At 71.3% G+C, this 14,780-nt stretch carries 12 protein-coding genes and 1 pseudogene; 10 read left to right on the top strand and 3 right to left on the bottom strand.

Translation table 11 applies throughout. The annotated features are described in order from the left end of the window. Nucleotides 1-241 precede the first annotated feature (241 nt). Together QF034_RS35890 and QF034_RS35895 are read left to right on the top strand one after the other, a co-directional pair. Nucleotides 242-2,128, top strand: coding sequence for an ABC transporter ATP-binding protein (locus tag QF034_RS35890; RefSeq protein WP_307180063.1), 1,887 nt, complete (start codon nucleotides 242-244; stop codon nucleotides 2,126-2,128). A 102-nt stretch (nucleotides 2,129-2,230) separates the two neighbouring features. Beyond that, the gene (locus QF034_RS35895; RefSeq protein WP_307178829.1) at nucleotides 2,231-2,734 is read left to right on the top strand and encodes a hypothetical protein; all 504 of its coding nucleotides are present in this window, start codon (nucleotides 2,231-2,233) and stop codon (nucleotides 2,732-2,734) included. A 103-nt stretch (nucleotides 2,735-2,837) separates the two neighbouring features. Here QF034_RS35895 and QF034_RS35900 read toward each other — a convergent pair. Further along, nucleotides 2,838-3,248 (bottom strand): annotated as a pseudogene (locus QF034_RS35900) (tripartite tricarboxylate transporter substrate-binding protein); the annotation flags it as partial. Nucleotides 3,249-3,345: 97 nt separating this feature from the next. Here QF034_RS35900 and QF034_RS35905 point away from each other — a divergent pair. Continuing rightward, nucleotides 3,346-4,974 (top strand): sensor histidine kinase, encoded by a 1,629-nt coding sequence (locus tag QF034_RS35905; RefSeq protein WP_307178830.1) that lies wholly within the window; start codon nucleotides 3,346-3,348, stop codon nucleotides 4,972-4,974. Beyond that, nucleotides 4,971-5,690 carry a response regulator gene (locus tag QF034_RS35910; protein WP_307178831.1) on the top strand — a complete coding sequence of 240 codons (720 nt, stop codon included), beginning with the start codon at nucleotides 4,971-4,973 and terminating at the stop codon, nucleotides 5,688-5,690. The genes QF034_RS35905 and QF034_RS35910 overlap by 4 nt, the downstream gene beginning before the upstream one ends. A 9-nt stretch (nucleotides 5,691-5,699) precedes the next feature. Here QF034_RS35910 and QF034_RS35915 read toward each other — a convergent pair whose 3' ends face one another. Continuing rightward, complete coding sequence (locus QF034_RS35915) at nucleotides 5,700-6,011, bottom strand: hypothetical protein (protein WP_307178832.1); 312 nt, start codon at nucleotides 6,009-6,011, stop codon at nucleotides 5,700-5,702. A 130-nt stretch (nucleotides 6,012-6,141) separates the two neighbouring features. Further along, a complete protein-coding gene (locus tag QF034_RS35920) occupies nucleotides 6,142-7,089 on the bottom strand; it encodes a methionyl-tRNA formyltransferase (protein ID WP_307178833.1) in 948 nt (315 codons plus the stop codon). Between the two features lie 211 nt (nucleotides 7,090-7,300). Between QF034_RS35920 and QF034_RS35925 the strand changes: the two genes are divergently transcribed. The 6 genes from QF034_RS35925 to QF034_RS35950 all read left to right on the top strand — a co-directional run bounded on the left by QF034_RS35925 (nucleotide 7,301) and on the right by QF034_RS35950 (nucleotide 14,748). Beyond that, on the top strand, nucleotides 7,301-8,656 hold the full coding sequence (locus tag QF034_RS35925; RefSeq protein ID WP_307178834.1) for a lysine N(6)-hydroxylase/L-ornithine N(5)-oxygenase family protein: 1,356 nt from the start codon (nucleotides 7,301-7,303) through the stop codon (nucleotides 8,654-8,656). A 59-nt stretch (nucleotides 8,657-8,715) separates the two neighbouring features. Continuing rightward, complete coding sequence (locus tag QF034_RS35930; RefSeq protein ID WP_307180064.1) at nucleotides 8,716-9,774, top strand: FecCD family ABC transporter permease; 1,059 nt, start codon at nucleotides 8,716-8,718, stop codon at nucleotides 9,772-9,774. A gap of 23 nt (nucleotides 9,775-9,797) precedes the next feature. Continuing rightward, nucleotides 9,798-10,859: a FecCD family ABC transporter permease gene (locus QF034_RS35935; RefSeq protein WP_307178835.1), complete on the top strand. Its 1,062-nt coding sequence runs from the start codon at nucleotides 9,798-9,800 to the stop codon at nucleotides 10,857-10,859. A 38-nt stretch (nucleotides 10,860-10,897) separates the two neighbouring features. Beyond that, on the top strand, nucleotides 10,898-11,737 hold the full coding sequence (locus tag QF034_RS35940; RefSeq protein ID WP_307178836.1) for an ABC transporter ATP-binding protein: 840 nt from the start codon (nucleotides 10,898-10,900) through the stop codon (nucleotides 11,735-11,737). Between the two features lie 115 nt (nucleotides 11,738-11,852). After that, on the top strand, nucleotides 11,853-12,911 hold the full coding sequence (locus tag QF034_RS35945; protein WP_307178837.1) for an iron-siderophore ABC transporter substrate-binding protein: 1,059 nt from the start codon (nucleotides 11,853-11,855) through the stop codon (nucleotides 12,909-12,911). 46 nt (nucleotides 12,912-12,957) lie between these two features. Next, nucleotides 12,958-14,748, top strand: a complete 1,791-nt coding sequence (locus QF034_RS35950) for an ABC transporter ATP-binding protein (RefSeq protein ID WP_307178838.1) — start codon at nucleotides 12,958-12,960, stop codon at nucleotides 14,746-14,748. Nucleotides 14,749-14,780: the final 32 nt, after the last annotated feature.

Below are 14,780 nucleotides of genomic sequence, written 5' to 3' on the forward strand. Positions count from 1 at the left end.
GCGGGTTGCGGACGTGCGGACGGCGTCTTACGTACGGGGAGCGGCTGGGAGGAGAGCGTCATCGGGGCCTTTGCGGGGGGAACGGGGAGACGGGACCGGGGAGTCGGGGAGCAGGGAGCCGGGGAGCGGGGAAAGGGCGATCGAGGAAAGGGGGTTCGGGCCGATTGTGCGGGATGTCGGGGCGATGTGCGAGCGCCTTGACCTCAAGATTGCTTGAGGTTCTAGGTTCTCTGTCATGAGTATGGAGACCACAGCGTGGACACAACTGCACAGCGTCATGAACGCCCAGGAGGAGCGCCGCCCCCTCGCCCTCGCCACCCTGCGCCGCATCGGAACGTTCGCCCGCCCGCACCGGCGCCGTATCGCCCTGTTCGTCCTGCTCGGGGTGGGGACCGCCCTGCTCGCCGTGGCGACCCCCGTTCTGGCCGGGAGTGTCGTCGACGCGATCGTCTCTGACGGCACCGAGGGCACCGTCGTACGCCTGTCCCTGCTCATCGCGCTGATCGCGGTGGCGGAAGCGGCGCTCGGCATCCTCGGCCGGAGACTGTCGGCGACGCTCGGCGAGCACCTCATCCTCGATCTGCGGACCGCCGTCTTCGACCATGTGCAGCGCATGCCCGTGGCGTTCTTCACACGCACTCGTACGGGCGCCCTGGTCTCCCGACTCAACAACGACGTCATCGGCGCCCAGCGCGCGTTCAGCAACACCCTGTCCGGAGTGGTCAGCAACCTCGTCACGCTGCTGCTCACCCTCGCCGTGATGCTCACGCTGTCCTGGCAGATCACCCTGCTCGCGCTGGTGCTGCTGCCGGTGTTCGTCGTCCCGGCCCGGCGCATGGGCAGCCGTATGGCCCGTATGCAGCGGGAGGCGGCGACGCTGAACGCGGCGATGGGCACCCGCATGACCGAGCGCTTCTCCGCACCCGGCGCCACCCTCGTCAAGCTCTTCGGGCGCCCCGAGGAGGAGTCGGCGGAGTTCGCCGAACGCGCCCGTCGGGTCGCGGACATCGGCGTCCGGACGGCGACCGCCCAGGCCGCGTTCATCACCGCACTCACCCTGGTCTCCGCGCTCGCCCTCGCCCTGGTCTACGGCCTCGGCGGCGCCCTCGCCCTGCGCGGCACGCTGGAGCCCGGCGCGGTCGTGTCGCTTGCGCTGCTCCTCACCCGGCTGTACGCGCCGCTGACCGCGCTCGCCGGGGCGCGGGTCGAGGTGATGAGCGCCCTCGTCAGCTTCGAGCGGGTCTTCGAGGTGCTCGACCTGAAGCCGCTCATCGAGGAGAAGCCGGACGCGCGCAGGGTGCCCGACGGGCCCGTGGCCGTCGAGTTCGACCAGGTACGCTTCGGCTACCCGTCCGCCGACAAGGTCTCCCTGGCCTCCCTGGAGGAGGTCGCCACGCTCGACAAGCGGGGCGGTGACGAGGTCCTGCACGGCATCTCCTTCCGCGCCGAACCGGGGCAGACCGTGGCGCTCGTCGGCTCCTCCGGCGCGGGCAAGTCGACCGTCGCGCAACTGCTGCCGCGCCTGTACGACGTCGACGAGGGCGCCGTACGCGTCGGCGGCGTCGACGTCCGCGACCTGAGCGCGCGGTCCCTGCGGGAGACCCTCGGCATGGTCACCCAGGACGGGCACCTCTTCCACGACACCGTCCGCGCCAACCTGCTGCTGGCCCGCCCCTCGGCCACGGAGAGCGACCTGTGGGACGCCCTGCGCCGGGCCCGTCTCGACGACCTCGTACGGTCGTTGCCCGACGGTCTCGACACGGTGGTCGGCGAACGCGGCTACCGGCTCTCCGGAGGGGAACGCCAGCGCATGACCATCGCCCGGCTCCTGCTGGCCCGGCAGCGCGTCGTCATCCTCGACGAGGCCACCGCCCACCTCGACAACACCTCCGAGGCCGCCGTCCAGGAGGCACTCGCCGAAGCCCTGGAAGGCAGGACGGCGGTCGTGATCGCCCACCGGCTCTCCACGGTCCGCACGGCCGACCAGATCCTGGTCGTCGAGGCCGGCCGGATCGTGGAACGCGGCACGCACGAGGAGCTCCTGGCAGCGGGGGAGCGCTACGCGGAGCTGTACCGGACCCAGTTCGGCGGGACGGAGAGCACGGTCGTGGACGAGGCCGCCGCGTAACACGCCCGACCTGGGTGAACGGTTCCGGGCGCGCGTCCGTACCCCTGACGAGTACTCCTGCCCGCCCGCGAGGGCGGGACGGTCCGCATCCGGAGAGACGACGTGTCCCAGCAGCAACCGCACGCACGATCCCACCACCGGCCCCTGTCCCGCGCCCCTCGGCTGCGCGCCGCCGCGCCGGCCGCCGCGCTGGTCATGCTTCCCCTGGTCACCGCCTGCGGCGGCGGTGACGACGAGCCGGCCTCCGCCGGCAGGACGGCGGCGCCGAGCGGGTCCGCCGCTCCCGCCGCCGGAGTCGTCGCGCCGGCGAAGGTGGAGGTGATCGCCGGCCTGACCGGCTGCAAGGTGAAGATCCGCACCGAGGCGGACGAACTGCGCGAGGGCGTCTGCCACACCGCAAAGGGCGACTACCTCATCACCACCTTCCCCCAGGAGAAGCTCAAGGAGACCTGGCTGGAGGCGGCCCGCGTGTACGGGGGCACCTACCTCGTCGGCATGCGCTGGGTGGTCAGCGCCAAGCCGGAGATGCTGGAGCCCCTCCGCGCCAAACTCGGCGGCACGGTCAGGAAGCTGCGGGGCATCGGCCCCAGCCCGAGCGCCTCCTGACCTCACCGCTGCCCGAGCCGGCCGACCAGACCGGCGACCTGCTCGTCCTGCCGGGCCAGACGGGACTCGAAGGCACGGCCGGTGGCGAACACGTCCGACCAGCCACGTAGGCGACCTTCCGCGGGTCGATGCCGACCGTCTGCGCCAGCCGCATCGGCAGGAGGTGGTCGGGGCCGCCGACGGAGGATCCGCCGCCCACCCTGATGCTCCCGGGATCCGCGCGCCAGGCGTCCACCAGCGCGCCGATCGTCCGGTACGGCGAGTCCTTCCGGACGACGATCGCGCCGGACTCCTCGACGAGGCGGGCGATGGGGGTGGTGTCGGTGACGGTCACCCGCGACCCGGCCGCGTGCGCGGCGCCCACGACGCCGAGGCCCATCTGCAGGGCGAGAGCGCCGTTGCCCCTCTCGTCGGCGAGGCGCTTCAGGCCCACCGTGCCGCCGGCGCCGGGCAGATCGAAAGGCAGAACCAGGGCGGCGCAGGCTCCGAGCACGGCGCGTGCGGGACGTCTCATGACACCTCACTTCCGGTTTTCCCTGGCCGGGGTCATGATTGTGCGACTCGGCACATGAGCTGCCCCACCTGTGTCGGCATTGAAGATTGAGTTCATCGTGGTCGCCACCTTTCGTCGCCATTCGCTCGCGGGCGAGATGCTGGTGCTCCAGCTCGCCATCGTCGTGGTGGTGCTGCTGGCGGTCGCCGCGGTCTCGCTCGCCCAGTCGCAGGCCACCTTCAACCGGGTCGAGGGACGCCGGGTGAGCGCGCTGGCCGAACAGCTGGCCGCCAACCCCCTGGTGCGCAGCCAGCTGGTGCGTCCCGCGCCCGGGGAGACGCTCGCCCCGCTGGTGCTCGCCACGCAGGCGCAGTCCGGAGTGACCTCGGTGACGGTGGCCGACGCCTCCGGCCGGATCGTCAGCTCCACGAACCCCACGGTCGTCGGCGAGCGGCTGCCCGCCGAGCCGGGCGCCGACCAGGCGCGGGGCTGGTCGGGACAGCTGACGCTGGACGGCAACCGCGAACTGGCCGCCCAGGTCCCCGTCCTCGGGGCGACGGAGGGGAACCTCGGCCGGATCCTCGGCACGGTGATGATCGGCGAGGCCGATCCGACCGTCTGGCAGCGGCTCAGCGGCGCCTCCTCGTATCTGCTCGCCTACCTGGGCATCGCCAGCGGGCTCGGCGTGGCCGGCTCCTGGCTGCTCGCGCGGCGGGTGAAGCGGCAGACCCTCGGCCTGGAGCCGGGGGAGATCGCGGGGCTCGCCGAGCACCGGGAGGCGATGCTGTACGGGATCGCCGAGGGCGTCATCGCCCTGGACCCGCAGCACCGGCTCACCCTCGTCAACGACATGGGCCGCCGCCTGCTCGACCTGCCCGAGGACTGCGTCGGCCAGAACCTCGACGGCCTGGGCATCGACGGACGGCTGCGCGACGTACTGGCCGGGACCGCCCCGGGCGAGCGGGACGAGGTGGTCGTCCGCCACGGCCGGGTGCTGGTGATGAACCGGATGACCGTCACCAAGGACGGCCGGCTCCTCGGCTCGGTCACCACCCTGCGCGACCGCACCGAACTGGCCCGCCTGGAGCGGGAGATCGGCTCCTTCCGCAGCTCCTCGGAGCTGCTGCGGGCGCAGGCGCACGAGTTCGCCAACCAGCTGCACACCATCTCCGGACTGATCCAGATCGGCGAGCAGGACGAAGTCGTGCGCTACATCCGCGCGTTGAACCAGCGCCGCCAGTCCCTGGACGTCACCCTCAGCCGCCGTGTCCGGGACACCGCGGTGGCCGCCCTGCTGATGGCGAAGGCGTCCCTCGCGGCCGAACGGAAGGTCAGCCTGCGCATCTCGGACGACACCGCGCTGGAGCGGCTGGCCCCGGAGGACGCCGCCGACGTGGCGACCGTCGTGGGCAACCTCGTGGACAACGCCGTCGACGCCGCCGCGCACGCCGGGGAGCGGTGGGTCGAGGTGGCGCTGCGGCAGGACGCCTCCAGCGTGGAGATCGCGGTCCGGGACTCGGGACCGGGCGTGGCTCCCGAACTGGCCCGCGAGGTGTTCTCCCACGGCTTCACCACCAAGGCCGCACGGGAGGGTGAGCGCGGCATCGGACTGGCCCTGACCAAGCTGGTCTGCGAACGGCACGGAGGAGAGATCTCGGTGGCCAACACCCCCGACGGTGCCGTGTTCACCGCACGCATGACCGTCAGCCACCTCCCCGAAGCGGTGGCGGAAGGAGCGGCCCCATGACCGCAACGCGCGACATGACCGGAACGCGCGCCGAGGCGGGCACGATCGACGTCCTCGTGGTCGACGACGACTTCATGGTGGCCCGGGTCCACCGCGCGTTCGTCGAACGCGTCGAGCCGTTCCGGGTCGTCGGTGTGGCCCACACCGGCGCACAGGCGATCGAGGCCGTGGACGAACTGCGCCCCGACCTCGTCCTGCTCGACCTGTATCTCCCCGACCTGTTCGGCCTCGACGTCATCCCCCGGCTGCGCACCGCCGGCCACGACTGCGACGTCATGGTCATCAGCGCCGCACAGGAGGCCGAGACGGTCCGCGGCGCCGTCCGGCAGGGGGTCGTCGACTACCTGCTGAAACCCTTCGACTTCGAGGACTTGCGCCCCCGCCTGGAGCGCTACGCCGCTCAGCGGGGCCGGCTGCTCACGGCGGTGGTGCGAGGCCAGGCCGACATCGACCGGGTGCTGGCCGGAGCGGGCGTCCCCGCACCGGCCCCCGCGCTGCCGAAGGGCATGAGTGTGGAGACCGCCGAACTCGTCGAGCGGGCCCTGCGCGCGGCGGACGGCACCCTGTCCGCCACCGAGTGCGCCGCGTTGACCGGCGTGTCCCGGGTGAGCGCCCGCCGCTACCTGGAGTACTTCCACGGCACCGGCAGCGCGGAGGTGTCCCTGCGCTACGGCGTCGCCGGCCGGCCCGAACGGCGGTACTCCTGGCGGGCGTGATCCGCCGGTCTACTGCGGGCCGTCGCCGTGCGGAGCCGCCGGTGCCGGCAAGGGGGAAGGCGCGGGGGCCGGGGCGGAGACCGGCGCGACGGAGCCGCCTCGGCCCTCCGGCGTCGAGGCGGCCGGCTGCTCCGCCGTGTCCTCCGCGATCCTCACGGTGTACCGGCTCGGGCTCTGGTCACGCCACTGCCCCGAATCCTGGCCGGCGGCCGTGGCGACGGTCAGGGGGAGCACCACGGCCCCGGTGAGTGCCAGGACCCAGCCGAGGACGGGGCTCAGGAGCGTGCCGGCGGTCCGGTGGTAGGTGTCGTGGTAGGCCAACTGTCGTCCCGGTGGTTCGACTCGACATCATGTACTGCCCCCATGGGACTCACTGTCGCAGCCGCCGCCGGGCGAGAGGAATCTTGAAACTTAAAGCCCCACGCGTTTGCACAGAAGTTTCACAGCGGCCTCAGGGCTGGTTGGTCAGGTAGCCGCCCATGGCGGTGAAGTACTCGCTCGCGGGCAGCTCGCGGCCGTCCTCGGTCCGGACGTGCGTGAGCGCGAGGCCGTGGTTGCGGCCGGTGCGGGCGTCGGCGCCGGCGACGATGACCACGCCCTCGCCCTCGCGGTAGAAGATGCGGCCGGGCGTGCCGCCGTACCGCCCCTGCGAGACGACGGCGGCCAGGACCTCCAGGCGCTTGCCCTTGTGGAAGGTGAACGCGCTGGGGTACGGCTCGGACTGGGCGCGGACCAGCCGCTCCAGGTCCTCGGCCGGCCAGGTCCAGTCGATGCGGCTGTCCTCGATGGACCGCTTGTGGAAGAAGCTGGCCCGGGAGCGGTCCTGCCGGGTGAACTCCGTCTGGCCGGAGGCGATGAGCCCGAGCGCGCCGATCGTGACCGGGGCGATGAGGTCGACGGTCTTGTGGAACAGGTCGGTCGCCGTGTCGGTCGGCCCGACCGCGACCGCCTCCTGCCGCACGATGTCGCCGGCGTCGAGTTCGTCGTTCATCATGTGCGCGGTCACGCCCACTTCGGGCTCTCCGTTGATCAGCGCCCAGATCAGCGGCGAGAAGCCGGCGTACTTCGGCAGCAGTGAGTCGTGCACGTTCAGCGTGCCGTGGCGCGGCAGGTCGAAGATGCGCGGCGGAATCCACGTACGCCAGTTGTTGGCCACGATGATGTCCGGGTCGGCCTCCTTGAGGCGCTCGAACAGCTCGTCGTCGTCAGGGCGGTTGCGGATCACGACCGGTACGCCGTTCTCCTCGGCGAGGTCGGCGACCGAGTCGCTCCAGATCTTCTCGTAGGCGTGTTCGCTCTTGGGGTGCGTCACGACCAGGACCACGTCGTGCTCGGAGTCCAGGAGGGCTTGCAGGGTGCGGTGCCCCCAGGTCTGGTAACCGAACATGACGACCCGCATGGGGTTCCTCCTCGAAGCAGGGATTGGCCGTGGCCAGTAAAGCAAGGCTTACCTAAGTGGTCAACGGGGCCAGTTTGCGGGCGTGTTGACGATCGCCGCCTGCGCGCGAGTCCGTTTTGTCTATGGACAGCCCTATCGGATGAGCTTAGCCTTACCTAAGTTTTGGGCGGTGCCTCTTTCGGCGTGCCCGACTTCGTACGATGGGAGTGACATGGCACAGGCTCGTCCTGGCGACGCCCCTTTGATCCACGACCTCATTGGCATCGGCTTCGGGCCGTCCAATGTGGCCATGGCGATCGCGCTCAGCGAGCACAACGCGCGCGTCGGCGGGGGAGAGGCGGTTTCCGCTCACTTCTTCGAGCAGCAGCCGCGCTTCGGCTGGCACCGCGGCATGCTCATCGACGACGCGACCATGCAGGTGTCCTTCCTCAAGGACCTGGTGACGCTCCGGAACCCGGCCAGCGAGTACAGCTTCCTGTGCTACCTCAAGAGCAAGGGACGGCTGATCGACTTCATCAACCACAAGAACCTCTTCCCGCTGCGGGTGGAGTTCCACGACTACTTCGAGTGGGCCGCGGGCCAGGTGGACGACATGGTCTCCTACGGCCACGAGGTCGTCGGCGTCATGCCCGTCGTGCGCGACGGCGCGGTGGAGTACCTGGACGTGACGGTCCGGTCGGGGGAGGGCCTGGAGGTCCACCGGGCCCGCAACCTCGTCCTCGGCACCGGCCTGCGCCCCCTCATGCCGGAGGGCGTGGAGCGCGGCGACCGCATCTGGCACAACTCCGAACTGCTGGGCAGGGTCGACGCGTTGGAGGGCTCCTCGCCCTCCCGGTTCGTCGTCGTCGGAGCCGGGCAGAGCGCCGCCGAGAACGTCGCCTACCTGCACCGGCGCTTCCCCGAGGCCGAGGTCTGCGCCGTCTTCTCCCGCTACGGCTACAGCCCCGCCGACGACAGCGCCTTCGCCAACCGGATCTTCGACCCCGAGGCCGTCGACGAGTTCTTCGCGGCGCCGAAGGACGTCAAACGCCGGCTGATGGACTACCACGGCAACACCAACTACTCCGTGGTGGACATCGACCTGATCGACGACCTGTACCGGCAGATGTACCGGGAGAAGGTCCTCGGCAGCGAGCGCCTGCGCTTCCTCAACGTCTCCCGGCTCACCGGTGTCGCGGAGACGCCGGACAAGGTCACGGCCGCCGTCACCTCCCTCGTCACCGGCGAGGAGACCCTCCTGGACGCCGACGTCGTGGTGTTCGCCACCGGCTACAGCCCCGCCGACCCCGTCGGTCTGCTCGGCGAGGTGGCCGACCGCTGCCTGCGGGACGACGAGGGCCGCGTCCGCGTCGAACGCGACTACCGCATCGCGACGGAGCCGGATCTGCACTGCGGCATCTACCTCCAGGGCGGCACCGAGCACACGCACGGCATCACCTCGTCCCTGCTGTCCAACACCGCCGTCAGGGTCGGCGACATCCTCGACTCGCTCCTCGACCGGGGCCGCAAGTCCGCTTCCGACGCGGCCCGGACGGTCGCGGACGGAACGGGCAGCGCGGCGCGTTAGTCCACCCACCCCACCCGGCAGGCACGACAGCACAGATCAAAGGGATGACGTACGTCGACATGGGCACGATCGCAGTGGAGCGTCCCACGTCCAAGGCCACGACTCCGGCCCGTCGGCGGCGAGTTGTGGGCCTGGGCGTGCTGGTGCTGACCCTTGTGGCCGCCGGCGCGGTGTCGTTGGCCGTCGGGGCGCGCGCGTTGAGCCCCGGCGAGGTGTGGCACGGGCTGTTCGCGGCACCGGAGTCCGACCAGCGGCTCACCGAGATCCGGCTCATCGTGGAGACCGTGCGGGTGCCCCGGACGGTGCTCGCGATCGTGGCGGGCGTCGCCCTCGGGGTCGGCGGCGCGCTGATCCAGGGGTACACGCGCAACCCGATCGCCGACACCGGCCTGCTGGGCGTGAACTCCGGTGCCTCGTTCGCTGTGGTGACGGTGATCGCCGTGTTCGGGCTCTCCGACCCGTTCCAGTACATCTGGTTCGCGTTCCTCGGGGCGGCGGTCGCCGGGGTCGTGGTCTTCGGGCTGGCGAGCATCGGCCGGGGCGCCGGGAACCCGCTGACGCTCGCCCTGGCCGGGCAGGGAGTCACGGTGTTCCTCGCGGCGATGACCACCGCGATCGCGCTGTCGGACCAGAAGTCGCTGAACGCGCTGCGGTTCTGGAACGCGGGCTCGGTCGCCGGCGTCGGATTCGGCGTCATCTGGCCGGTGACCGGGTTCATCGCGGCCGGACTGGTGCTGGCCCTGATCACACTGCCCGCCATCAACCTGCTCAACCTGGGTGACGACGTGGCGCGCGGGCTCGGGGTGAACATCGCGCTGAGCCGGACCATCGGCATCATCGCCATCACCCTGCTGGCGGGCGCCGCGACGGCCGCGTGCGGGCCCATCGCGTTCCTCGGGCTCATGGTGGCCCACGTGGCCCGGTATCTGACCGGCCCCGACTACCGCTGGCTGGTGCCGTACGCGGGTCTGCTCGGCGCCGTCGTCCTGCTGGTCTGCGACATCGTGGGCCGCCTGGTGGTGCGGCCGAGCGAGCTGGACGCGGGTGTCGTCGTCGCTCTGCTGGGCGCCCCGTTCTTCGCGGCTCTGGTGTGGCGCGGAAAGTTCAAGAGCGCATGAACAGGACAGGCGTGAAGCCGCGCATGAACGGGACAGACGTGAAGCCGTCGGTGACGCCGGGCGTGCGGCTCGGCCAGGTGTCGTTCGTCTGGCGACCGTGGATCGTGTGCGTCTCGCTGCTGCTCGCGGCGGCGACGTTCCTGGTGTTCTGTCTGTCCATCGGCGTCGGGGACTTCCCCATCGGACTGCCCCAGGTGATCGCCACGATCTTCGGCCGGGGCGAGCGGGTCGACGAGTTCGTGATCATGGATTTGCGGATGCCGCGGGCCCTGGCCGGGCTCGTCGTGGGCGTCGCGCTCGGGGTGTCCGGGGCGCTCACGCAGTCCATCGCCCGCAATCCGCTGGCCAGTCCGGACGTCCTCGGGATCACGGGCGGCGCCAGCGCGGTCGCGGTGTTCCTGGTGACGGTGTCGGGCGGGACGGCCGCGGCGATCGTCAGCTCGGTGGGCCTGTCGGCGGCGGCCCTCATGGGCGGTCTCGGCACGGGCCTGCTGGTGTACTTCCTCGCCTGGCGGCGCGGCATCGACGGCCTCCGGCTCATCCTCATCGGCATCTCGGTGAGCGCCGTGACGGAGGCCCTGACGACCTGGCTGCTGGTCACGGCCGACATCAGGGACGTGGCCCAGGCCCAGGCGTGGCTGGTCGGCTCGCTGGACGACCGGTCGTGGGACGAGGTCCAGGTGGCCCTGTGGGGCACGCTCGTGCTGCTGGTCGTCGTGGCGGGCGCCGCGTTCCAGTTCAAGCCGATGCACCTCGGTGACGACGTCGCCGCGGGCCTGGGAGTCCGTTACGGGGCCGTGCGGGCGGTGCTCCTGCTGTGCGCGGTGCTGCTGGCCGGCGTGGCGGTGAGCGCGGCGGGCCCGGTCCCGTTCGTGGCGCTGGTGGCGCCGCAGGTGGCGATGCGTCTGGCGCGCTGCCCGACGCCGCCCGTGGTGGCCTCCGCGCTGGTCGGTGCGCTGCTGCTGACCGGCGCGGACCTGGTCGCCCGCACGGCACTGCCCGTCAGTCTCCCGGTCGGCGTGGTCACCGCGGCGATCGGCGGCCCCTTCCTCGTCCATCTGCTGGTACGGGCGAACCGCAGATAGCTGATACAAAGTCAGGCAAGCCTAAGTGAGGGGGCCTTGTGGACACTCAGTCCGTCACAGGGGTCGAGTCCGAGTCCGGTCACACCGCACGGCTGGCCGCCAGGGGCGTCACGGTCGGGTACGGCGCCCGGACCGTCATCGACGATCTCGACGTGGCGATACCCCCCGGCGTGATCACCACCATCATCGGCCCCAACGGCTGCGGGAAATCAACCCTGTTGCGGACCCTGTCGAGGCTGCTCAAGCCGTCCAGGGGGTCGGTCGTGCTGGACGGTGACGACATCGCCCGGCTCAGGACCAGGGACGTGGCGAGGAAGCTCGGCCTGCTGCCGCAGGCGCCGGTCGCGCCCGAGGGGCTGACGGTGGCCGACCTGGTCGCCAGGGGCCGCCATCCGCACCAGAGCTGGCTGCGGCAGTGGTCCTCGGACGACGCCGAGGTGGTGGAACGCGCACTGGCCATGACCGGGGTGTCCGACCTGGCCGACCGCCCGGTCGACGCGCTGTCCGGAGGGCAGCGGCAGCGCGTCTGGATCTCGATGACCTTGGCCCAGGGCACCGATCTGCTCCTGCTGGACGAGCCGACCACCTATCTCGACCTGGCGCACGCGATGGACGTGCTCGATCTGGTCGACGATCTGCACGAGTCGGGATGCACGGTGGTGATGGTGCTGCACGACCTCAATCTGGCCGCGCGCTACAGCGACAACCTCGTCGTGATGCGGGCCGGGTCGATCCTGGCGCAGGGGCACCCCCGTGACGTGCTGACCGCCGAGCTGCTGCATGAGGCGTTCGGGCTGCACGCCAAGGTCATCGACGACCCGGTGGGCGACCGGCCGCTCATCGTGCCGATCGGTCGCACGCACGTCCAACTCGACTAGTCCGCCATAAAGTTACGGAAGTAAGGCTAGGCTTGCCTTACTGGCTTGCGGTACGGTTTGCCTGCCCTTACCCGGGGGCGTAGTGGACCGTGCGAAAAAGCAAGGGGATTGACGGATGCTCCTCCACAGAACGACGCGCAGGAAGCCCTGGCGGCGGGTCGCGGCACTGCTCTGCGCCGCCACGCTGGGCGTCGGCCTCCTCGCGGGGTGCGGTTCCGAATCGGACTCGGCGGACAAGGGCAGCGACAACTCCTCGACCGCCGCGGCCGGCGCCTTCCCGGTCACCGTGGAGCACGCGTTCGGCACGACGAAGGTCACCGAGGCCCCGAAGCGGGTCGTCACCGTCGGCTACACCGACGACCAGAGCGTCCTGGCGTTCGGCATCAAGCCGGTCGGCATGACGGACCAGTACCCGAACCCGGCGGGCAAGAGCCCCGACATCAACACCCAGTGGCCCTGGGTGAAGGACAAGTGGGGCGGCGCCCTGCCCGAGGTCATCATGAAGAACGGTGACTCCGGCCCCAACTACGAGAAGATCGCCGCCCTGCGCCCGGACCTGATCATCGCGGTCTACTCCGAGATCGACCAGGCCGGCTACGACAAACTCTCCAGGATCGCGCCGACGGTGGCCCGCACCAAGGCCGAGAAGGAGCCGTTCAGTGCCCCCTGGCAGGACAACGCCCTGCACATCGCCAAGGCACTCGGCAAGGCCGAGGAGGGCGAGAAGATGGTGCGGGACATCCAGGCCAAGCTCGACGCGGCCAAGAAGGCGCACCCAGAACTCGCGAAGCAGAAGGCCGTCGTACTGTCCTGGTACGAGAACTCGGTGGCGCCGTTCACCTCCACCGACGTGCGCGGCCGGCTCGTGACGGGCATCGGCTTCCAGTACCAGACCGAGATCGACAAGGTCGCGGACGGCAGCTTCTACACCAAGCTCTCGCCCGAGCGCGTCGACCTGGTCGACGTCGACCGCATCTTCGTGATCAACGACAAGGCCGACACGGCGGCCCTGAAGAAGTTCAAGCTGTTCGCCAACCTGGACGCCGTGAAGAAGGGCAACGTGTCCTACCTGCTGGACAGCGAGGGCCCGGCGGTCGGCGCGGCCATCTCCCAGGGCACGCTGCTGTCCATGCCGTACGCCGTCGACGAGCTCGTGAAGTCGGTGGCCGAGTAGCGATGCCGGTCACCCTGTCCTGTCCTCTGCCCGCCCGGGGCGCGGTGTGAGCGAGACCGCCACCCGCCCCGCCCCGGCGGCGGCCCTGCACACGGCGACCGGGCGCGAGGCCACCCGATGGGTCGCGGCGCACTGCCGCGAGGTGCCCTGGCTGTCGGCGGCCACCGTGCTCACCACGGTGGCCGGCGCGGCGCTCCAGGTGCTCCCGGTCCTGCTGCTCGGCCGGGTGGTCGACGGCGTGGTCGTGGGTGAGTCGCGCTCGGTCCTGGTCACCATCGGGGTGCTGATCGGGGCTGCCGCGCTGCTCGGCGCGGCGGCCACCGCGGTGTCGACCTATCTGATCGGCCGGCTGGGCGCCGACCTGCTCGCACGGCTGCGGGAGGGGGCCGTCCGGGCCGTGCTGGGGATGCCGAGCGCCCGCATCGAACAGGTCGGCCGGGGTGACGTGCTCTCCCGGGTCGGCGACGACGTGGCCGTCATCTCCAAGGGCATCCGTACGGCCATCCCCACGGTGTTCTCGGCCGGAGTCCTGGTCACCATCGCCACGTTCGGCATGTTCGGGCTGGACTGGCGGCTCGGACTGGCGGGCGCCGGCGCGCTGCCCGCCTACGCGCTGGCCCTGTGCTGGTACCTGCCCCGCTCCGCCCCGCTCTACCGCAAACAGCGGGTGGCCCAGGCCGACCGCGCGCAGGCGTTGATCAGTGGTCTGAACGGGATCGACACGGTCCGTGCGTACCGCCTGGAGGGCGCCTTCCGCGAGAAGGTCACCAGCGAGTCCTGGCGGGTGCGTGATCTCGGTATCGAGGTGTTCCGGTTCTTCGGCCGGTTCGTCGGCCGGGAGAACCGCGCCGAGTTCATCGGGCTGGTCCTGATCATCGTGGTGGGATACGCCCTGCTGGAGGCCGACGCCGCCACCCTGGGCGAGGTGTCGGCGGCCCCGCTGCTGTTCCACCGGCTGTTCGGCCCGCTCGGCCTGATCATGTTCACCTTCGACGAGGCGCAGAAGTCGGGTGCGAGCCTGACCCGGCTGGTCGGCGTGCTGGGGGAGGCCGGTGAGGGCCGGCTGGTGGGTGACCCGGCCGTCGCGCCGGCGGACGCCGAGCCGTTGCCGGTGACCGTGCGGGGGCTGACGTTCCGTTACCCCGGCGCCGAGGAACCGGTGCTGAGGGACGTCGATCTGACGATCCCGGCCGGGGGTTCGCTCGCCCTGGTGGGTGCGACGGGTGCGGGCAAGACGACCCTGGCCGCGCTGATCGCGGGCATCGGCACGCCCGAGGCCGGGTCGGTGCGCATCGGCGCGACGGACCTGGCGGGTCTGGACGAGGCCGGGGCGCGGGCCCTGGTGAGCATCCTGACGCAGGAGACGCACGTGTTCTCCGGCCCGCTCGCCGACGACCTGCGGCTGTCCGCGCCCGGGGCGAGTGACGCCGAGCTGACGGACGCGCTGCGCACCGCGGGTGCCGACGCATGGGTCGAGGCGCTGCCCGACGGGCTGCACACCACGGTCGGCGAGGGCGGTGAGCGTCTGGACGTCACCAAGGTCGCCCAGATCGCCCTGGCCCGGCTGGTGCTGGCCCGCTCGCCCGTGGTGGTGCTCGACGAGTCCACGGCGGAGGCCGGCAGCGAGGGCGCCGCCGAGCTGGAACGCGCGGTCGTGGCCGCGTGCGCGGGCCGGACCACCCTGTTCGTGGCGCACCGGCTGACCCAGGCGATGGCGGCGGACCGGATCGCCGTGCTGGACGCGGGCCGCGTCGTCGAGCAGGGCACGCACGACGAGTTGGTGGCTCTGGGCGGCCGGTACGCACGGCTGTGGCAGGCATGGCGCGAGGGCAGTTAGGCAAGCCCGAGTCAGGTTGGGCTCACTTTGGT

The organism is Streptomyces africanus (assembly GCF_030816955.1).
Lineage (GTDB): Bacteria > Actinomycetota > Actinomycetes > Streptomycetales > Streptomycetaceae > Streptomyces > Streptomyces africanus.